The following is a 19,652-nucleotide window of genomic DNA, read 5'->3' as shown; positions in this document are numbered from 1 at the left end:
CTACGCCCCTTAGCCCCGAGTCGCCGTCTTGACGATCCCGTCCTTTCGCCCATGCCTGTTACCCAGCCAGATCTGAGTGTGCGCCGGCCAGCACTGCGCTGCCTGTTGCCCGGCATGGCTGTGCTTGCGGCGCTGGCGGTGTCTGGCGTTTCGGTGCACGCCCAGGAGACCGATGCGGGTTTGACGCTCAAATCCACCGGTCTGCTGGACGAGCAATTGCCCTCCACCCAGGGCGATAAGTTGCCCGTCTTTGTGGTGGGAGACCGTCTAAAGGGCCGCCCCGATCTGGATACCGTGATTGAAGGAAATGTGGAGCTGCGCAAGGCCGGGACCGTGATCCGTGCCGACCGCATTGAATACTCCCAGCCCACCGATCAGGTTATAGCCAGCGGCAACGTACACATCAACCGTAAAGGTGATGTGTTCGAAGGCCCACTGCTGGACCTCAAGGTGGATGCCTTTGAAGGCTTCTTCACAGCGCCCAGCTACCATTTTCTCAAGAGCGACGGCCATGGTGAGGCTGAGAAAGCCGAATTTTGGACGAGAGCCACACCATCATCCACAACGCCACTTACACCACCTGCCAGCGCAAGCCGGGCCCCGACTGGCTGCCCGACTGGATATTGCGGGCCAGCCGCATCGAGCTGGACAACGACGAAGACGTGGGCATCGCCCATGACGCGGTAGTCAGCTTCAAGGGTGTGCCGATCCTGCCCATTCCTGCCCTCAGCTTTCCGCTGACGGACAAGCGCAAGTCCGGCCTGTTGCCGCCCACCATTGGTGTGGGCACCGACAACGGGGTGGAGGTGGCCCTGCCCTACTATTGGAACATTGCCCCCAACCGCGATGCCACTTTTACACCCAAGCTGATGACCCATCGCGGCATCGACTTGGGCGGTGAGTTCCGCTACCTTGAGCCTGCGGCCATCACCCAGCGCCTTCTGCCCACCGACCTGATTGCTGCTTGGGGCCTGGGAGCTTTTTTTGGTACGGCACGCGTGCTCAAGTGGCAGACGCTGCAAGATGTGACAGCGCCCATCATTCCGCCGTATGACCGTGCACCGCAACTGACCGGTCGCTACGCGCTGACCAACGTGCGGGGGTTCGACTGGTCGTTCGACGGTGATTTCACCCAATTCGAGGCCGACCGCAGTCTCACCCTGCAACCCAATGCGCGCCGTGGCATGGGCCTTCTGCAGATCAGCCGCCCGTGGTTGGCTCCAGAGGGCTTCATCACGCCCAAACTGCAGTGGCATGCCACCAGTTACCAGTTTGATGCGGCCCTGGCCGATGGTTCGCGTGCGGCCGACAGCGTGGTGCCAACCTTCAGCTTGGACAGTGGACTGGTGTTTGAACGCGATACCCGGCTTTTCGGGCACAACCTGATCCAGACGCTAGAGCCCCGCGCCTTCTATGTATACACACCTTACCGCAACCAAGGCCTGCTACCCAACTACGACACGGCAGCCAATGACTTCAACTTTGCCACTATTTACACCGAGAACGCCTTTGTCGGACACGACAAGATTTCCGACAACAACTTGTTGACCCTGGGCGTGAGCACGCGCTTTCTGGATGCCGAAAGCGGCGCACAGCTTGCCAGTTTTGGTGTGGCCCAGCGGTTGCGGTTTGAAGACCAACGCGTCGCATTGAACGCGGCAACGCCTGCCGCACAGGCGGGTTTTAGCGATGTGTTGCTGGGTGCCTCGGTTAACGTGCAAGACAGCTGGGCGCTGGACACCACCGTGCAGTACAACGCCAAGACTGACCGGTCCATCCGCTCAACTTTTGGGGTTCGTTACACCCCGGGACATTACCAGGTTATCAACGCGGCCTACCGTTTCCAGCGCGACTCCAGCGAACAAATGGATGTGAGTTGGCAGTGGCCGCTCAACAATCTGTGGGGTGATACCGGTACAGATCTGGGCGCCGGGCGCGGCCAGGGACCGGGACGCTACTACGGCGTGGGGCGTCTAAACTATAGCTTCGACGAGCGGCGCCTGGTCGACACGATTCTGGGCGTCGAGTACGATGCGGGCTGCTGGCTGGCCCGGGTTGTGCTGGAGCGGGTGCAGACCAGCACCTCCACTGCAACCGGACGCCTGATGTTCCAACTGGAGTTGGTGGGATTGACCCGGCTGGGCGTGAGTCCACTGCAGTCCCTGACCCAAAATATTTCGCGTTACCAGAATTTGCGTGAATCGGGCGGGAGTTCCAGCCGCTTTAGCAACTACGATTGAATGACCATGAATTTTCGAATTTTGGCGCCCGCCATAGGCCTCCTTTGCAGCCTCTTTGTCCCGTGTCTGCACGCCCAGAGTGCACAACCAGCGGATTACATCGTGGCCGTGGTCAATTCCGAGCCCATCACCAATGGCGAATTGCGTGTCGCCCAGCAGCGGCTGACGCGTGAACTCACCCAGCAGCGGGTGGCGCTGCCACCAGAGGCCGAGTTGCGCCGTCAGGTGCTGGAGCGTCTGATCAACGAACGCGCCCAGTTGCAGGAAGCCAGCGAAAAAGGAATTCGTGTTGAGGAGTCCGCAGTCGAGCAAGCTGAGCAGGCTATCGCACGGCAGAACCAGATTGACGTGCAAGAGTTGCACCGCCGCATTGTTCGCGACGGCGTTGACCTGAAGCAGTACCGCAGCCAATTGCGCGACCAGATTACGCTGCAACGCCTGCACGAGCGCGAAGTCGAAGGCAAACTGCGTGTAACCGATGCCGATATTGACCGTTTCATCGCTGAACAACAGGGCAGCGACGCCGACGCCATGGCCCAGGAGATTAACCTCGCAAACCTGCTAGTGGCCGTGCCCGAAAAGGCCACCACCGAACAGGTGGCTGCGTTGCAGCAGAAAGCCCAAACAGCTTTGACCCGTGCACGCGCCGGCGAAGACTTCGCTGCTCTGGTACAGGAGTTGTCGTCGGCGGACCACAGCAATGGTGGCCAGATGGGGCTGCGCCGGGCCGACCGTTATCCGCCTTCCTTTGTCAACGCCACACAGAAGCTGGCCGTGGGTGAAGTGTCGGATCTGGTGCGTTCGGGTGCGGGCTTTCACATTCTCAAAGTGATTGAACGCCGTGCGCCGTCGGCCCCGACCCGAACCGTTGTGCAAACCCATGCCCGCCACATCCTGCTGCGTCTGGGTCCTCAGTTGACACAGGCCGCCGCCATGGCCCGCCTTACCGATTTCAAGAAGCGCATTGAGTCCGGCAGTACCACCTTTCAGGCACTGGCCCGTGAAAACTCGCAAGATGGCAGCGCCACGCAAGGCGGTGACTTGGGTTGGGCATCGCCTGGCACGTTTGTGCCGGAGTTTGAAGAACCCATGAACCGCCTGGCGGACGGACAGATCAGTGCGCCCGTTGTGTCACGCTTTGGTGTGCACCTGATTCAGGCCCTGGAGCGTCGCCGCACCGAGCTCAGCCCCCGCGAAGTGCGCGAATCCATTCGCGCCCAGTTGCGCGCGAGCCGCTACGAAGCCGCGTTTACCGCGTGGGCGCAGGAAATCCGCAACAACGCCTTTGTGGAGTTCCGCGAGCCGCCCCAGTGAAGCACATTGCCCGTAAACGTTTTGGCCAACACTTCCTGATCGACGGCGGCATCATTGATGCCATTGTCCGTGCGATTGATCCACGCCCGGGTCAGCGCATGGTGGAGATTGGTCCGGGTCTGGCAGCACTGACCCAACCGTTGGTGGAGCGTCTGGGTCACCTGACGGTGATTGAGCTGGACCGTGATCTGGCCCAGCGTCTGCGCGGTCATGGTCAACTCACAGTCATCGAATCCGATGTACTGAACGTGGACTTTGCCCTCGTCAACGCTACGTGGTCAGCTACTAATTCAATAGCAAATGCAGGCGCTGGTTCAGTGCCGCAGGCCAAGTTGCGCGTGGTGGGTAACCTGCCTTACAACATTTCCACCCCCATCCTCTTTCATTTGTTGGCGGCGGTGGACGTGATAGAAGACCAGCACTTCATGCTGCAAAAGGAAGTGATCGACCGCATGGTGGCAGAGCCCTCCACATCAGCGTATGGCCGCCTGAGCGTGATGTTGCAATGGCGGTATGCCATGGAGAACGTGCTGTTTGTCCCACCTCAGAGTTTTGATCCGCCGCCACGGGTGGACAGCGCCGTGGTGCGCATGCTGCCGTTGTCCCAACCGCCGCTGCTGGACGTAGCGCTTCTGAGCGAGTTGGTGCAGGTGGCTTTTAGCCAGCGCCGCAAGCTGCTGCGGCATACCCTGGGGCGATGGCTGGCGGACAAGGGCTTTGGTGGTCACTTCGATGTACAGCGCCGTGCCGAAGAAGTTGCGGTCGCTGACTACGTGGCCCTGGCTCAACAGATGCCGACCGCTACCTGAGTGGGGGCGGGGCGCACTCGGCATGTGGCCCAAGCCACATTGCGGTAAGCTTGCAGATTACCGCTGACACACCATGAAACTGACCACATACACCGACTACGCCCTGCGCACGCTGATGTATCTGGCCGTCAATCGGGAACGTCTGGTTACGATTCAGGACATTGCCAGCCTGCACAGCATTTCCAAAAACCATTTGACCAAGGTTGTGCACCACCTGGGCCAACTCGGCTTGCTGACCACTGTTCGGGGACGCAATGGTGGGCTCAAGCTGGGCCGTGAACCAGCAGACATCAATATCGGTTCAGTGGTGCGCCAGACTGAAACCGACTTCAACATGGCCGAGTGTTTCAACCGCGAAAGCAACCGCTGTGTTTATGCCTCGGCCTGCGTACTCGAAGATGTGCTGGGCGAGGCCACGGCGGCCTACCTGAAGGTGCTCGATGGGGTGACCCTGGACCATCTGGTGCGCAAAACCGCCGCGCACCCTGATTCGGCTGCCACGGCCCAACAAACGGTTCGGTTCTTCAGCAAGATGCCGCTGGTCAGATGAGCTTGGAGTAGGTGGACGTGGTGGGCTGGCCCAGGAACTTGTCAAACACCATCCCGCTGGCACGCACAAACAGGCGCCCCTTGGGTGTCACACGAATCGCGTCGGGCGTGATCGTGATCAGACCTGCTTCCTCGTAAGGCAGAAGCCGCTGCAGCTCCGGTGCGAAATAGGTATTGAAGTCGATGCCGTATTTGCGGTTAACGCCGTCCACTTCCACCGGTGCGCTGCACATCAGGGTCATGATGATGTCGCGGCGCAACACGTCGTCCTGGCTGAGTTCAAACCCCTTTTCAATCGGAAGTTCTCCCGCGTCCAGGTGCTGGTAATAGGCGCTGACCGTGCGCACTGCCTGGCTGTAGGAGTTGCCCACCTTGCTGATGGCCGAGACGCCAAAACCAATCAAGTCGCACTCGGCGCGGGTCGTATAGCCCTGGAAGTTGCGGTGCAGACTCTTGTCCAGGCGCGCCTTGTTCAGTTCGTCATCGGGTTTGGAAAAGTGGTCCAGTCCGATGTAGACATAGCCGGCGTCGAGCAGGCGGCGCATTGACATCAGGAAAATCTGCAACCGGGCCTCGGCCGACGGCAGGTCGCTGGGCTCGATGAGGCGTTGGGCCTTGAAGCGCTGGGGCAGATGGGCGTAGTTGTACAGCGCAATGCGGTCGGGCGAGACACGGATCAGGTTGTCCAATGTGCGACCAAAACTCTCCAGAGTCTGCTTGGGCAAACCGTAAATCAGGTCGGCATTGACGGACTCAAAGCCATGCTTGCGGCTTTCCACTACTGCCGCCTCCACCATTTCCAGCGGCTGGATACGGTTGACCGCCTGTTGCACGGCGGGGTCGAAATCCTGCACGCCAAAGCTGTTGCGGTTGAAACCCAATTCGGCCAACATGGCCAGGGTCCCGCCCTGCACGGTGCGGGGATCGATTTCAACGCCCAACTCGGCGTCCGGTGTGAATTGAAAGTGCGCTCGCACCATGGCCATGAGCTGGCGCAGCTCGTCGGCATTGAAGAAGGTAGGTGTGCCGCCGCCCAGGTGCAGCTGCACGGTCCTGCGGTCGGGCCCCAGTCGCGAGGCTACCAGGGCCATTTCCTTGTCCAGGTAGCGCAGGTATTCACCCACGCGCTCATGGTCCTTGGTGATGATTTTGTTGCAGGCGCAGAAATAGCACAGCGATTCGCAAAACGGCAGGTGGAAGTAGATGGACAGCGGCGGGTTGTCGCTGCGTGCGGCGCGCTGGTCGAGGTAGCCCCGGTAGTCCTGCTCGGTAAAGCCAGCGTGAAAGCGGTCGGCCGTTGGGTAAGAGGTGTAGCGCGGGCCCAACTTGTCAAATTTGCGGACCAGTTCTTCCGATAGTTCCATGTCGGGTGTGGGGAGTGTCATTGCGGGGTCCTGATGATGATGAACGGGTGTTAGACGGTGGGCAGGCTGTCCTGGTGCGTGCTGTCGAGGATGGGTGCGGACATGGGCAGGGTGAGTGTAAAGAGCGCACCGCGTCCCACCTCACTCTGGGCTTCAATCGTTCCGCCCAATACTCCCGTGACCAGGTTGTGCACGATGTGCAGGCCCAAGCCGGAACCGCCATGCCCCATGCGGGTGGTGAAAAAAGGCTCGAAAACGTGCACCATGTCTGCCTCGGGGATGCCGCAGCCGTCGTCTTGAACCAGGAGCGTCAATTGCGCATCGCCCAGTGCCCTGGCCACAATGGAAATGGTGCCGCTTGCCTGCTGCTGAAATCCGTGCACGATGGCGTTGTTGATGAGGTTGTTGAGAACCTGGCCCAGTGGCCCCGGGAAGCTGTCCATTTGCAGGGTGTCGGCAACATCCACTTGCATGTGGCAGCCCGCCGAGCGAATGGTGGGGTTGAGCGTGAGCAGAATTTCAGACACCAGATCCGAGAGCAAAAACCGGCGTCGCTGGGAGCTGGTCTGGTCCACTGCCACTTGTTTGAAACTGGCCACCAGGGCGCCGGCTCTGGCCAGGTTGCGCGTCAGGATATCGGTGGCCATGCGAGTATCTTCCAGGAATTCCGACAGGTCGGATCGCTTCATGCCTTTGTCCAGTAACGTGGCGAGTTCTTCTACACGGAACTGTAGGGAACTGGCTACCGTCAGACCGTTGCCGATGGGTGTGTTCAGTTCGTGGGCTACGCCCGCCACCAAGGCGCCCAGTGCAGCCAGTTTTTCCGACTGCACCAATTGGTCTTTGGCCGTTTTCAGGGTAGCCAAGGTTTGGGATAGTTCCTGGTTGGCCTGTTCGAGGTCGGCTGTGCGTCGTGCTACCCGGCCTTCGAGTTCGGCGTTGAGGCTCTGGATTTCGTCCTGCGCACGGCGGCGCTCGGTGGTATCAAAGTAGGAAAACAGAATCAGGGTGCGCAGAGGTTCTTTGAAGGTACGGGTAGAAATCGAAATCCAGCGAAGTTCGCCATTGGCACGCTGCATGGCCACTTCCACATCTGACAGGTCGCCTCCCTGGATGGATTGGTCCAGTATTTTTTTGCGTTCATCGGGGTTCACCCAGATGCCCAAGGTATTGCCGGATTTTCCCTGGGCGGTGGCAGGATTAAAACCGAACGCTACAAACCAGGCGTGGTTCCACTGTGTAGTGGTAAACCCATCGCTGTCGCTGGAGTAGCACATGGGCAAGGGCGATTGCTCGAACAGGCGCGAAAAGCGTGCCTCGCTTTCCTGCAGCGCGCGGGCAGCTGCGCGGTCATCGGTCACATCGCGCAGCAGGGCAATCATGTAACGATCCCCGCGTGCCTCAAAGGTGGCAGCATTGACCAATGCCTCGCGCACCTTTTCGTCGCGACCATTGATGAGGATGAAATACTCGTGTAGCGAGCCGCAGGATTGAAAGGCCTCAACCAGTGCCTCGCGGGCTTTGGGGTCGTGCCACACGCCCAATTCCAGAGAGGTTCGTCCCAGGGTGTTCTCGCGGGTCAGACCGGTGATGCGTTCAAAGGCGGCATTGACTTCGACATAGGTCCCATCGCTCAGTCGTGAAATAGACATGAAGTCCGGCGTCAACTGGAATGCGGCCTTGAATTGTTCATGGATGGCGTTCTGGTCGGTCACGTCGCGGGCAATCCATACGGCGTGGGGGTCAGTCTCGCCCCTCAGCGCGATCACTGCCGCATTGACCATACAGTCGCGTACGGTGCCATCACGTCGGCACAGTTGTACCAGGGTGTCGCGTGCCACACCGTGTTTCTCGAGTTCCTGGACCAATCGGTCCCGTTGCTCGGGGTGCACCCAAACATTAAATTCCGCGATGCTATGGCCCAGTACATCGGTTGCCCGGTGGCCACTAATAATCTCAAACCCCCGGTTGGCATCAACAATCAGACCATCGCGCATGCGGGTGACCACAATCCAGTCGGGGCTGGCCTGAAAAACCCGTGCATAGCGGTCATTGTTGCTCCCGCCCAGGGACCTCAAGAGCCATCGTGTGATCGCTGACGGTAGCAGCTTAGCCATTAGTCCCATTGGCGCAGGCGTGTCGTAGTGGTTGAGGGGTGATAGTACAGCGCAGGCGGAAAAAAGCCCATCACGCAGATGGGCTTTGGAGACTGGCTGGACTCGCACGTAACGGGAAGTCGGCGGCGCGAATGCCACAGGGGACTTTAAGCTGCTGCCAGCCAGTATCCGGAGTTGAAGGGGCTGCTCATGCGCAGCGCCAGGGGTGATACGTCCAACAGTTTGTCGGTTGGCATCCTCTCGCCCGCTTCGGTGGTCATTTCGATTCCGGCAATGGCGGGAGTCTGGGTGGCGGTTGCGTTAGCCTCGTTAGCCCGTTCTGCTTGGCTGGTGTGTGCAGAACGGGCTACAGAAAAGAATAGAAGCATCGGAACGGTATCTTCCGGTCTCCCCAGTAATCGGCCGTATCCCGGAAGATGTCGAGCAACTGCTCTCGGGCTTCCTTGTCGAACTTGGTGTTGGCCGGAATGTGTTCCAGCACGGCAATGAAACCAGGCTGCGGCCCCGACTTGTGCACCGGGTCCGTCATGCTGTCGTAGAGGGCGTCAAAATTCTTGCCCACATGTGTGGGCAACTTGAACTGCTGGCCGATCAAGTCCAGTACGTCTTGCTTGGTCTGTGCATCCGCCAGATTGGCGTAGAGGAAGTGGTGACCCAGCGTCTGCGCGGCTGACTGTAAATCAGGCACGCGAAACGCCCGTATCGATTGAACGATGTTGGTTCTGACTGTTCGAAGTGGCATATCCATCCCCGCTTCACTTTCAAAAAAATAAACAAATTCCGTTTAGGGCACGATCCGGCGAAAGCTCGCGTAATGATCGGCAGAGTAGTAACACGCATTCGGTGCCGTGGTCGGTCCACCGCACACAATTCGACGGGCACCCCGATCACGTGACCGGGGCGTTTTAACGGTGTACTCGCGGTAATACCCGCGCTTTTGAGTGGGCAGCACGCGTTCCCGATTGCCAAAAACCACGCCGTCCTTTCCAAATGGAAATGGGCCGCCTTGGTGTATCAACTGGTAGGTTTCGATCCCTTGCGGAGGCAATTGGTTCAATGCCACCGTTGTTACGAAGGCCATTGGCTCCTTGGCCTGCACTGCGCCAAACGTCATGGTCAGCGCCAACAAAAAGCAGGTAAGCACTAACTTAACAACCCCACTGCGCACCATAACTCCTCGTAAACAACCCCGGGTAAACCCGAAAAACCCAAGTCGTGCAGTTTCGCGTATTTCACTCCAAAAAGCAAGGCCTTGCCCAAAATTTAGGCAAGGCCTTTACTCTATAAATATATGTGAGTTTGTGCTAACTGTTCTGTAAAGTCTTATCGATTAACATTTGCGTCAGCAACAGTCAGTGCCGTCATATTCACAATGCGCCGCACGGTGGTGCTGGCGGTGAGTACATGCACCGGTTTGGCGGCACCCAGCAAGACCGGGCCTATGGCAATGTTGCCACCCGCTGCTGTTTTAAGCAGGTTGTAGGCAATATTGGCGGCATCGATGTTCGGCAGTACTAGCAGGTTGGCGTTACCGTGCAGCGTGCTATTGGGCATCAGGGCGGCACGGGCGGCGCCGTCCAGGGCGACGTCTCCGTGCATCTCCCCGTCCACTTCCAGCCAAGGCGCCTGCTGTTGCAGCAGGGCCAGGGTCTGGCGCATCTTGACGGCGCTGGGCTCGTTGCTGCTGCCAAAACTGGAGTGGGAGAGCAGCGCTGCCTTGGGCATGACACCAAATCGGCGCATTTCTTCGGCCGCCATGATGGTGATTTTGGCCAGTTCCCGTGCCGTGGGGTCGTAGTTGACGTGGGTGTCCACCAGAAAAATCTGCCGGTCCGGCAGCATCAGTCCATTCATGCAGGCGTAGATTTGTACGTCGTCACCGGGCGTGGTGGGTGCGCGCTTGCCAATGACCTGGTCCAGGTATTGCAGGTGCAAGGCAGTGGTGCCCCAGGTACCGCAAATCAGGCCGTCTACATCGCCCTTTTGCAGCAACATGGCACCAATCAGGGTCAGGCGCCGTCGCATTTCGATCTTGGCGACCTGCACCGTAATGCCTTTGCGTTCGGTCATGCGGTGGTAGGTCTGCCAGAAGTCGCGGTAGCGGTGGTCGTGCTCGACGTTGACCACGTTGTAGTCCACCCCCTCACGCAGGCGCAGGCCGAATTTTTCGATCCGCTCGGCAATTACCTTTGGCCGCCCGATCAGGGTAGGCAGGGCCAGGCGTTCGTCCACCACGATCTGGGCGGCGCGCAAAACGCGCTCTTCTTCACCCTCGGCGTAGGCCACGCGTTTTTTCAGCGCGTTCTTGGCCGCCGTAAAGATGGGCTTCATGGTGGTACCAGAAGCGTAGACAAAGGTCTGCAGCTTGTCGCGGTAGGCATCCATGTCGGCAATGGGGCGCAAGGCTACGCCGCTGTCAGCCGCAGCCTGGGCCACCGCCGGCGCGATCTTCATCATCAGGCGTGGGTCAAACGGCTTGGGGATCAGGTACTCGGGGCCAAAGGCGAGTTGCTCGCCCACGTAGGCAGCGGCCACTACCTCGCTTTGCTCGGCCTGGGCCAGCTCGGCAATGGCATGCACGGCGGCGATCTCCATCTCCACCGTGATGGTGGAGGCGCCTGCATCCAGTGCGCCGCGGAAGATATAGGGGAAACACAGGACATTGTTGACCTGGTTGGGATAATCGGTGCGACCAGTGGCCATGATGACGTCGTCGCGCACGGCATGCGCTTCCTCGGGCCGGATTTCGGGCGTCGGATTGGCCAGCGCAAACACCAGGGGCTTGGTGGCCATGGACTTCACCATATCGGCCTTCAGCACGCCACCGGCGGACAGACCCAGGAAAATGTCAGCACCGACAATCGCTTCGCGCAGGGTGCGCTGTTCGGTTTTCTGGGCGAACTGCGCCTTGTCTTCGTCCATCAGCTCCGTGCGGCCTTCATAGACCAGGCCAGCCAGGTCTGTGACCCAGATGTTCTCGCGGGGCATGCCCAGCTTGACCAACAGGCCAAGGCAGGCCAATGCCGCCGCGCCCGCACCGGAGGTCACCAACTTGACTTGTTTGATGTCCTTGCCGACCACCTTGATGCCATTGAGCATGGCGGCACCGACGCAAATGGCGGTTCCGTGCTGGTCATCGTGGAAGACCGGAATGTTCATGCGCTCGCGCAGCTTGCGCTCGACGTAAAAGCAATCGGGCGCTTTGATATCTTCCAGGTTGATGCCACCAAAGGTCGGTTCCAGCGAAGCGATGATGTCGACCAGCTTGTCCAGGTCGTGCTTTTCGTTGATCTCCAGGTCGAACACGTCGATGCCCGCGAACTTTTTGAACAGCACAGCCTTGCCTTCCATCACGGGCTTGGATGCCAGCGGGCCGATGTCGCCCAGGCCCAGCACGGCCGTGCCGTTGGTGATGACTGCCACCAGGTTGCCCCGACTGGTGTACTTGAAGGCGTTGTTGGGGTCCTTGACGATTTCCTCACAGGGGGCAGCGACACCGGGCGAATAGGCCAAGGCCAGATCGTGCTGGTTGACCAGCTGCTTGGTGGCGCTTACGGCGATTTTTCCAGGCGTCGGGAACTCGTGGTATTCCAGGGCGGCCTGGCGCAATTGGGCGGCTTTTTCTGCCGAATTGGAGACCGGGGCCTTGGGGGAAAGGGGCTTTTGATGGGGCATCGTGCATCCTCTGTGGCGCGGGGCCGATGCAAAGGCGCATGGCCCGGTGCCCTGTTATGGGTTGTGCATTGTAGACCTCGGCCCTACTGGCCAGCCGAAGTGGCAGCCCGTAGTTACCACACGTTGATGCAGATTCAACATGGCTTTATACAGGTGCTATTTTTTCCACTGTCACTGCCAACCCGCCCAGGGATGCAGAGCGCCGAACCAGCAATTTCCGCCCGCGCACGGCGGCGTTTTGTAATCACCGGCACGCAGCTCGCGCTCAGCAGCCTCGCCGTCACGCACCCAATCCACCTGAAAGCCCAGCTGACGCAACTCGGCCCGCAGGCCATCCCCCAGCAGGGCGTCGTCTTCGGCGAGCAGGAGGCGCGTGGTCTGTTTGCTTTCAGCCAATAGTTCGAAGTGAAATCAGGTTCTGGCCCTCGTAGAAGCTACATTGATTGCTATACTATATGTAGCATTATGAAGCTCAAGCAGACGTTCACGACTTTCTGTCCATGATGCGTTTCACCGTGCCGTCGGCCTTGAGTTTGTCAAAGGCGTTGCGGGTCTTGTGTACGGTGGCGTCCGGAGTGGCCAGGCTGTAGGCCATGTACAGGCCGGTGGAGGCCTCATCAAGGGTCAAGACGCGTTCCAGGCCAGCGCAGTCGAAATGGGCCTCCACGCACAGGCTACTGGCATCATCTTCGGTTAGTGGTACCAGGTCCACTTGGCGTTGGATCAACTTGGCGAAGTTTTCGCTCCACTGGGCGGAAATTGCTAACCGCGTAAAGCCTTTGGTCTGCAGGTATTGCTGGCGTACGTCGTCGCGCATTACGCCGATGGTGTAGTTCTTGGCATCCATCAGCGTTTTGACGGAAATCTCACTGCGCTCCTTAAGCCGGTAGAGGTGGTACTGGATCTTCATGATCTCGCCGGCCCATTTGAAGTGGGTTTCACGCGCAGGCGTGCGGGCGATCAGGAAAATCAGGACGTAGGGTTCTTTGAGCGCCATGTCGTAGGCGCGTGCCCAGGGGTAGAGTCGAATTTGGTAGTCGGATATTCCAGCGGCCTGCATCGTCGTCTCCAAGACCTCGGTGGCTGTGCCCACGACCCGGCCCCCCTTTTGGTAGGTGTAGGGCGTGGTCTCGGTCACCGCACGCACGGTCTGGCCTTGCACCAAAGGCGCTACCCATGCACCTGCCAGTAGCAGGCCAAGCATTACAGGTTTCATCAGGCGGGAGGGTGCTGTCGTCATGGTGCGGTGAATTCGATGCGGTTGCGACCGCATTCCTTGGCGCGGTAGAGGGCCTGATCGGCGGCCTCAAATAGGGCGTCGAAATCTGGCGTAAGTTCCAAATCCAGCTCGGCCAGACCGATGCTGACGGTGACGTAGGGGCCAACGCGCGACGCGACGTGAGGAATGTGCAAATCGACCACCGCCTGGCGCACCCGCTCGGCCACCTGCCAAGCCGCAGCCGCCGTGGTGACAGGCAGCAAAATGGCAAATTCTTCACCTCCGATGCGGGCCAGCGCGTCGCCGCTGCGATTGATGACTGCATTCATGGCGCCGGCTACATCGCGCAGACACTGATCACCGCACGCATGGCCGTAAAGATCATTGAAGGATTTGAAATCATCGATGTCGCAGATCAAAAGGCTCAGGTGCTGGTTGTTGCGCAGGGCGCGTTGGAACTCGTCTACCTTTGTCTGGTCAAAATGGCGCCGGTTAAAAAGGCCAGTTAACGAGTCGTGGCGTGACAAAACTTCCAGTTGACGATTGGCGTTGCGCAGAGCATCCTGGGTTGCCAGAATAGCGATGAGTTGCGTCTTGTGGCGCACGCTGTGCAGCAACAGCTGCGTCGTCATGGCCAGCAGCGCGCGGTCCTCGGGGGGCCATTCGCCCTGGCCCAGCGGTTTGCCGACAAACAACATGCCGTAGTCTTCCCCATCGCTGCGCAGCAGCCCCAACGCACAGGCCCCTACCGGTTGGGTCGTGAAGACGGCAGTTTCGGGTGGGCTCAAGCTGCGCCCCATTTCAGCCTGGCTGTAGAAAAAAAGCAGTTCTTCGTGGGCCAGCCGGGTGGGTACCTGGGTCAGGCCCGCCAGAGGCAACGCCACGGGTGCCTGCGGTAAGTCGGCGGACTGCCATTCGGTGAACACGCGAAAAGCGGCCTGGCCCGGCACTGGCACCAGCCACAGTGCATGGTTGGCACCCAATCGTCGTGCTACCTCATCCAGGCATTCTTGCTGGCAAACGTCAAATGAATCTGGCGGCGCATGAATAAGCCGGTTCGACAGGCCCAGTACCAGTTGCTGCGCTTGGCCCAATGACTCCAGCTCGGCCGTGCGCGCACGAACCAGTTCTGCCAGGTGGTCGCGATGCGCGCCCAGTTCGTCTTCGTAGTGCTGGAGCTGGGCCAAGTGGTCGGTCAGCTTGCCTTGCAATTGGTTTACGCCGGTCTCCAGCAGGCTCAGTTCGTCGCCGTGCTGCGGGTTGCGATCCAAACGCAGGGTCTGGCCCATGTTCTGTGGAGTCAACTGGCCCAAGTGCTGGGCAATACGCCGCACATGGACTGTGACCGCTCGGTTGAACAGCAGCATGATCAGGCCCGCCAGCAGCAGCGACTGCAGCAATTGGGTCAGGATGATGCCTTTCACCTCATCGCGCAGGCGGGCCCACAGCACGCGCTCATCGCCCGCTAATGTGAGTTCACCTACCGTCTCGGACCCGCCTGGGAACGGGGCATACACCAAGTCCAGATGGCGTGTGGGCGCCAGGGTTGAGGGCTGCCAACCGTCGGCCTGGCGCTCAATCAGTTCGGGTGTGCGGTTGCCGGACTTTAGCTTGACCACGATGCGTCCAACTGACGCAACCTGGGCGGTGCTCTCTACCTGGGTGTGCAGGGCATCGCGGTCCATATCCCAAATGGCTTTACTCAGGGTTTGTTGATAGACGCGTTCCAGCAAAGTGAGGTCGGCGTTCATGGCGGCCCAGGCCTCATTCCAGGCAGACAGGGTGCGTGCCCCGACGGCGAACAGGGTAAAGACAAAGCAAAACCCCAAGGTAGCCAGTACCAGGCGGGTACCCAGGGAGTGCTGGCGGCTTGCGGGATTGCGGGTTTGCATATTGGTCCCTACAGCCACTTCTTTTTGAGAGCATCGTAGGTACCGTTGCCCTTGATAGTGGCCAAGGCCTTGGCCAGACGTTCCACCAGCGCATCCGGCGTGCTGGCGCCAAAGGCCATGTAGTAGCCGTCACTGCCCAGTTCGGTAATGGCGTAACTGCGTGCCAGCGTTTGGGTGGGCACATCGCCGGCTTGGCGTGCCAAGTAGACGGCTACCAGCTCGGACATGATCCACAAATCGACACGGCCCCGTTTGAGTTTTTCGTAGTTGAGTTCGTACTTGATGCTGGACTGCAGGTTCTGCCCTTTGACGAATCCCTTGTTGATCAGAAACTGTTCACCAACATCTTCGTTAACCGTGGCCACCTGCAACGCTTGGGCCTGTTCCAGTCGCTCGAACTTGAGTTTGCGCTGTGGCAGTGAAAACAGGTAATACTGGGTCGGCGCGATGACGCCCACCCACTTGAACAGCTTTTCACGCTGCGGGTTGCGGCCAATCGAGTAGATCAGTACGCTGTCGCTGGTTTGCGCCGTCTCGTAGGCGCGTGCCCACGGCATCGATTGAAAATCACCTTGCAGATTGGCTTCCTGCAAAACCGCCCGGACGACAGCGGTGCTAAAACCGGTGATTTGCCCGTCGTCGGTGTAGTTATATGGAGGGTATTCTTCGGTGAGCACCTTCAGCGTGTCGGCACCCGCCGGGGCAACAGGTCCCAGTAGGACACCCAGCAGTGCGAAGCAGAGAACGCTGCTATTCTGCCAAAACACAACACCTCCGATTATCGGTGGACGCAAGGATTGCCAGCCATGGGACTGATTCTAAATACTAACCCATGTATCTCCAGATTATTCGACTTATGTCGAACCCGCTAAGCTTGAGACCTGTACGACAGAGCGCATTTGCCCATGAGCCCCATGAACTTCCCTGACATCAACGACGACAACGAACACGCCAGCCACACCGTGGCCGAGCGTGCCGTCGCCGCATCGCGCAGCACCTGGGTCAGCGTCGGTGTCAACGTGGTTTTGACCGCCGCGCAAATATCGGTGGGGATTTTTTCCAAATCCCAAGGCTTGATTGCCGACGGTATCCATTCGCTGTCGGATCTGGTGTCCGACTTTGTGGTGCTGTTCGCCAACCACCACAGCAAGAAAGACGCGGACGAAGACCACCCCTATGGCCACCACCGCTTTGAGACTGCTGCCTCACTGGCACTGGGCCTGATATTGCTGGCGGTGGGCGTGGGCATGCTGTGGTCGGCTTTTCGCAAGCTCGAAGCGCCCGAATTGGTGCCCCAGGTGCACGTGGTTGCGCTGTGGGTCGCAGGCGGCGCGCTGGTGTCCAAAGAGCTGCTGTTCCGCTACATGCTGGCGGTGGCCAAGCGGGTGAAGTCCAGCATGTTGGTGGCCAATGCCTGGCATGCGCGATCAGACGCGGCATCGTCACTGGTGGTGGGCATTGGCATCATCGGCAACCTGGCCGGCTACCCCATTCTGGACCCGATTGCCGCCTTGATTGTGGGCTTTATGGTGGCCAAAATGGGTTGGAGTTTTGGCTGGAGCGCCATGCATGACCTGATGGACCGTGCGGTGGACGAGCAGGAAGTGGCCGCCATCCGGAAAACCCTGGTCGAGACACCCGGTGTGAGCGATGTGCACGATGTGCGCACCCGCAAGATGGGCGACATGATTGTGGTCGATGCCCACATCGAGGTGGACGCCAACATCACCGTGGAAGCCGGCCACGACATCGCGGTGCTGGCCCGCCAGCGGGTCTTGCAGCGCCACCGGGTGCTCAACCTGATGACCCATGTGGACCCCTGGCGGCGGCCCGACCTGGACCATGGGCAGGCGGGTGTCTCCACACCACCCTGAAGGCTGACCATGGCACACCCTGCACAACCCCTTCAGTCACAGCGTCCTGACGGTGCCGCGTCGCGCAGTGGCCTGACTGCGGCCCAAGCGGCCCAGCGCCTGCTGGATGACGGCCCCAATCTGTTGCCCGGCAGCGCCCCCAAGACCACGCTGGCCATCGTGCGTGAGGTGGTGACCGAGCCGATGTTCCTGATGTTGCTGACGGCGGGTGGCATCTATTTGGCGCTGGGTGACCGGGCAGAGGCGCTCTTCTTGCTGAGCTTTGTGTTGGTGGTGATTGGGATCACCCTGGTCCAGGAGCGGCGCACCCAGCGGGCGCTGGAGTCCTTGCGCGAGCTGTCGGCGCCGCGTGCCCTGGTGGTGCGCGATGGGCAGGAGCTGCGCATTGCCGGCCACGATGTGGTGCTGGGTGACCTGCTGGTATTGCATGAGGGTGACCGTGTTGCGGCCGACGCCCGGCTACTGGAAGGCGAGTTGGATGTTGACGAGTCGTTGTTGACGGGTGAATCGGTTCCGGTGTCCAAACGGGTACCGGCAGGCAACGCAGCCGACGCTACGGAACATGCCAGCGTTTTTGCCAGCACCGTGGTTACCCGCGGTGTGGCGCTGGCAGAGGTAACCGCTACGGGTGCCCGCACTGCCGTGGGCCGCATTGGTGCCGATCTGGCGGCCACGGTGGAGCCGCCTTCTACGCTGCAACAGCAGTCGCGCGCGCTGGTGCGCTGGCTGGGCGTGGGTGCCGTGGTGGTGGCTGCAGCCCAAGTGGGGCTGTCATGGTGGTGGAGTGGCCGGCCCATTCTGGACAGCCTGTTGTCGGGCATTGCGCTGGCCATGGCGATCTTGCCCGAAGAAATTCCGGTGATCCTGACCGTGTTCCTGGCGCTGGGCGCCTGGCGCATTTCCAAGCGGCAGGTGCTCACGCGCCGGGTTACCGCCGTGGAGGCGCTGGGCGCCATTACGGTGCTGGCCGTGGACAAAACCGGAACGCTCACACAAAACCGCATGGCGGTGGTGGAGGTGTCGACCGTCAAGGATGTATTTCCGCCCGAGGGCGCGCACGATATGCCCGAGGATTTTCACCGTTTGGTGGAATTTGCCATGCTGGCCACACCGGGCGATCCGTTTGATCCGATGGAGAAGGCCATTCAGGCGTTTGGCCACCGCTGGCTGGCGGGCACCGAGCATGTGCACGACGGTTTTGAGCCGGTGTTTGAGTACCCGCTGTCAAACGACATCCTGGCCATGACACGCGTGTTTCCCAGCACCGGTGTGCGCCAGCACCTGCTGGCCACCAAGGGCGCACCCGAGGCGGTGGCCGACCTTTGCCACCTGGCCACCGCCCAGCGCGATGCCATCCGGCACCAGGTCGAGGCCATGGCCGAGCGGGGCTTGCGCGTATTGGGTGTGGCCTGCGGGCGCTGGCAGCAAGGCAGCAACGCCGAGGCGGCGAGCGGATCATGGCCCGCAAGCCAGCACGATTTTGATTTTGAATTTTTGGGTTTGGTGGCGCTGGCCGATCCACCCCGCCCCGATGTGCCAGCCGCCCTGGCAGAGTGCCGCCAGGCGGGGGTGCGGGTCATTATGTTGACGGGTGACCACCCGGTTACGGCCCGGGCTATCGCCCAGGGTGTCGGGTTGTCGGAGCGCCCTGATGCCATCACCGGGCCTGAAATGGATGCGCTGGATGATGCAACGTTGTTGCAACGCCTGCACCACGTTGATATCTGCGCTCGCCTGCGCCCTGAGCACAAGTTGCGCTTGGTGCACCTGTTGCGAGCGTCGGGTGAGGTGGTTGCCATGACGGGCGATGGGGTCAACGACGCTGCAGCCCTCAAGGCTGCCGATGTGGGCATTGCCATGGGTGAACGGGGCACCGATGTGGCGCGTGAGGCGGCCGCGCTGGTGCTGCTGGACGACAGTTTTGCCCGCATCGTGGAGGCGATTCGCCAGGGGCGGCGTATTTACGACAACATTCGCAAGGCCACGCGGTTTGTTTTTGCGGTGCACGTGCCCATCATCGCCCTGACCTTGGTGCCCACCTTGCTGCACTGGTCGCCCTTGTTGTTGCCGCTGCACATTGTGTTGCTGGAGCTGTTGATTGACCCGGCCTGCTCTGTCGTGTTTGAAGCCGAGCCCGAAGAAGACGATCTCATGCAGCGCCCGCCACGGCCCCGCGTGGATTCGCCTTTTGCCTTGGCGCAGTGGTTGCCGGCGGCGCTGCAGGGGGCCGGCATCGCGGCCCTGTTGCTGCTGGGTCACGCTGCAATGTTGTCGCAAGGCTGGAGCATGGTGCAGGCGCGTACGGTGGGATTCAGCGCCCTGGTGTTGGGCGTGATGCTGCTGATTCTGGCCAATCGTCATCCGTCACGCCCGGTCTGGTCGCACTCGCATGCTTCCAATCCCTGGCTGTGGCGCATGGCCATTGGCATCGCCTTGTTACTGACTGCGATGCTCGGCGTTAATTGGTTACGCGAACTGTTGGGGATGGCGGTTCCTGGGGTCGAGTCCGTGGCGCTGGTGGTGGCGCTGCTGGTGTCGTTCTTGATTTGGATTGGCGTGTTGCGCCGGGTGACTGTGCGTCTGTTCCCTGGCGTTTAGC

At 60.3% G+C, this 19,652-nt stretch carries 15 protein-coding genes and 1 pseudogene; 6 read left to right on the top strand and 10 right to left on the bottom strand.

The window, feature by feature from the left end; all coding sequences use genetic code 11:
- Positions 1–51: 51 nt before the first annotated feature.
- From IPI80_RS04180 to IPI80_RS04165, 4 genes and pseudogenes are all read left to right on the top strand, one after another.
- A pseudogene (locus IPI80_RS04180) lies at positions 52–2,240 on the top strand (LPS-assembly protein LptD).
- 6 nt (positions 2,241–2,246) lie between these two features.
- Positions 2,247–3,554 (top strand): peptidylprolyl isomerase, encoded by a 1,308-nt coding sequence (locus IPI80_RS04175; protein ID WP_413857427.1) that lies wholly within the window; start codon positions 2,247–2,249, stop codon positions 3,552–3,554.
- The gene (rsmA, locus tag IPI80_RS04170; RefSeq protein ID WP_413857425.1) at positions 3,551–4,363 is read left to right on the top strand and encodes a 16S rRNA (adenine(1518)-N(6)/adenine(1519)-N(6))-dimethyltransferase RsmA; all 813 of its coding nucleotides are present in this window, start codon (positions 3,551–3,553) and stop codon (positions 4,361–4,363) included. The genes IPI80_RS04175 and rsmA overlap by 4 nt, the downstream gene beginning before the upstream one ends.
- Before the next feature lie 73 nt (positions 4,364–4,436).
- A complete protein-coding gene (locus IPI80_RS04165; protein ID WP_413857423.1) occupies positions 4,437–4,913 on the top strand; it encodes an RrF2 family transcriptional regulator in 477 nt (158 codons plus the stop codon).
- Here the strand turns inward: IPI80_RS04165 and hemN are convergent.
- The 10 genes from hemN to IPI80_RS04115 form a co-directional block, all read right to left on the bottom strand.
- Positions 4,906–6,297, bottom strand: a complete 1,392-nt coding sequence (gene hemN / locus IPI80_RS04160; RefSeq protein ID WP_413857421.1) for an oxygen-independent coproporphyrinogen III oxidase — start codon at positions 6,295–6,297, stop codon at positions 4,906–4,908. The genes IPI80_RS04165 and hemN overlap by 8 nt on opposite strands.
- A gap of 29 nt (positions 6,298–6,326) precedes the next feature.
- Positions 6,327–8,354, bottom strand: a complete 2,028-nt coding sequence (locus IPI80_RS04155) for a PAS domain S-box protein (RefSeq protein ID WP_413857419.1) — start codon at positions 8,352–8,354, stop codon at positions 6,327–6,329.
- Between the two features lie 185 nt (positions 8,355–8,539).
- Positions 8,540–8,761: a hypothetical protein gene (locus IPI80_RS04150; RefSeq protein ID WP_413857417.1), complete on the bottom strand. Its 222-nt coding sequence runs from the start codon at positions 8,759–8,761 to the stop codon at positions 8,540–8,542.
- Positions 8,740–9,141, bottom strand: coding sequence for a barstar family protein (locus IPI80_RS04145; RefSeq protein WP_413857415.1), 402 nt, complete (start codon positions 9,139–9,141; stop codon positions 8,740–8,742). The genes IPI80_RS04150 and IPI80_RS04145 overlap by 22 nt, the downstream gene beginning before the upstream one ends.
- A 36-nt stretch (positions 9,142–9,177) precedes the next feature.
- Positions 9,178–9,507: a ribonuclease gene (locus IPI80_RS04140; protein WP_413857413.1), complete on the bottom strand. Its 330-nt coding sequence runs from the start codon at positions 9,505–9,507 to the stop codon at positions 9,178–9,180.
- Between the two features lie 209 nt (positions 9,508–9,716).
- Positions 9,717–12,068: an NADP-dependent malic enzyme gene (locus tag IPI80_RS04135; protein WP_413857411.1), complete on the bottom strand. Its 2,352-nt coding sequence runs from the start codon at positions 12,066–12,068 to the stop codon at positions 9,717–9,719.
- A 171-nt stretch (positions 12,069–12,239) separates the two neighbouring features.
- The gene (locus IPI80_RS04130; RefSeq protein WP_413857618.1) at positions 12,240–12,464 is read right to left on the bottom strand and encodes a hypothetical protein; all 225 of its coding nucleotides are present in this window, start codon (positions 12,462–12,464) and stop codon (positions 12,240–12,242) included.
- An 88-nt stretch (positions 12,465–12,552) separates the two neighbouring features.
- A complete protein-coding gene (locus IPI80_RS04125; RefSeq protein WP_413857409.1) occupies positions 12,553–13,308 on the bottom strand; it encodes a substrate-binding periplasmic protein in 756 nt (251 codons plus the stop codon).
- Positions 13,305–15,179 carry a GGDEF domain-containing protein gene (locus IPI80_RS04120; protein ID WP_413857407.1) on the bottom strand — a complete coding sequence of 625 codons (1,875 nt, stop codon included), beginning with the start codon at positions 15,177–15,179 and terminating at the stop codon, positions 13,305–13,307. The genes IPI80_RS04125 and IPI80_RS04120 overlap by 4 nt, the downstream gene beginning before the upstream one ends.
- Positions 15,180–15,187: 8 nt before the next feature.
- Positions 15,188–15,946, bottom strand: coding sequence for a substrate-binding periplasmic protein (locus tag IPI80_RS04115; RefSeq protein ID WP_413857405.1), 759 nt, complete (start codon positions 15,944–15,946; stop codon positions 15,188–15,190).
- A gap of 147 nt (positions 15,947–16,093) precedes the next feature.
- Here IPI80_RS04115 and IPI80_RS04110 point away from each other — a divergent pair, with 147 nt between their 5' ends.
- Together IPI80_RS04110 and IPI80_RS04105 are read left to right on the top strand one after the other, a co-directional pair.
- Positions 16,094–17,053 carry a cation diffusion facilitator family transporter gene (locus IPI80_RS04110; protein ID WP_413857598.1) on the top strand — a complete coding sequence of 320 codons (960 nt, stop codon included), beginning with the start codon at positions 16,094–16,096 and terminating at the stop codon, positions 17,051–17,053.
- Positions 17,054–17,062: 9 nt separating this feature from the next.
- Positions 17,063–19,651, top strand: coding sequence for a cation-translocating P-type ATPase (locus IPI80_RS04105; protein WP_413857403.1), 2,589 nt, complete (start codon positions 17,063–17,065; stop codon positions 19,649–19,651).
- Position 19,652 lies beyond the last annotated feature (1 nt).

Source organism: Candidatus Aalborgicola defluviihabitans (assembly GCF_016705985.1).
In the GTDB taxonomy this organism is placed as follows: Bacteria; Pseudomonadota; Gammaproteobacteria; order Burkholderiales; family Burkholderiaceae_C; genus Allorhodoferax; species Allorhodoferax defluviihabitans.
This window is presented reverse-complemented; position numbering and strand designations above follow the sequence as displayed.

Bases quoted from the DNA above. Each gene is read 5' to 3' on its own strand.
- IPI80_RS04125 (WP_413857409.1), bottom strand. From the start codon at position 13,308: ATGACGACAGCACCCTCCCGCCTGATGAAACCTGTAATGCTTGGCCTG.
- IPI80_RS04110 (WP_413857598.1), top strand. From the start codon at position 16,094: ATGAACTTCCCTGACATCAACGACGACAACGAACACGCCAGCCACACC.
- hemN (WP_413857421.1), bottom strand. From the start codon at position 6,297: ATGACACTCCCCACACCCGACATGGAACTATCGGAAGAACTGGTCCGC.
- IPI80_RS04105 (WP_413857403.1), top strand. From the start codon at position 17,063: ATGGCACACCCTGCACAACCCCTTCAGTCACAGCGTCCTGACGGTGCC.
- IPI80_RS04150 (WP_413857417.1), bottom strand. From the start codon at position 8,761: ATGCTTCTATTCTTTTCTGTAGCCCGTTCTGCACACACCAGCCAAGCA.
- IPI80_RS04120 (WP_413857407.1), bottom strand. From the start codon at position 15,179: ATGCAAACCCGCAATCCCGCAAGCCGCCAGCACTCCCTGGGTACCCGC.
- IPI80_RS04145 (WP_413857415.1), bottom strand. From the start codon at position 9,141: ATGGATATGCCACTTCGAACAGTCAGAACCAACATCGTTCAATCGATA.
- IPI80_RS04165 (WP_413857423.1), top strand. From the start codon at position 4,437: ATGAAACTGACCACATACACCGACTACGCCCTGCGCACGCTGATGTAT.
- IPI80_RS04175 (WP_413857427.1), top strand. From the start codon at position 2,247: ATGAATTTTCGAATTTTGGCGCCCGCCATAGGCCTCCTTTGCAGCCTC.
- IPI80_RS04135 (WP_413857411.1), bottom strand. From the start codon at position 12,068: ATGCCCCATCAAAAGCCCCTTTCCCCCAAGGCCCCGGTCTCCAATTCG.
- IPI80_RS04140 (WP_413857413.1), bottom strand. From the start codon at position 9,507: ATGACGTTTGGCGCAGTGCAGGCCAAGGAGCCAATGGCCTTCGTAACA.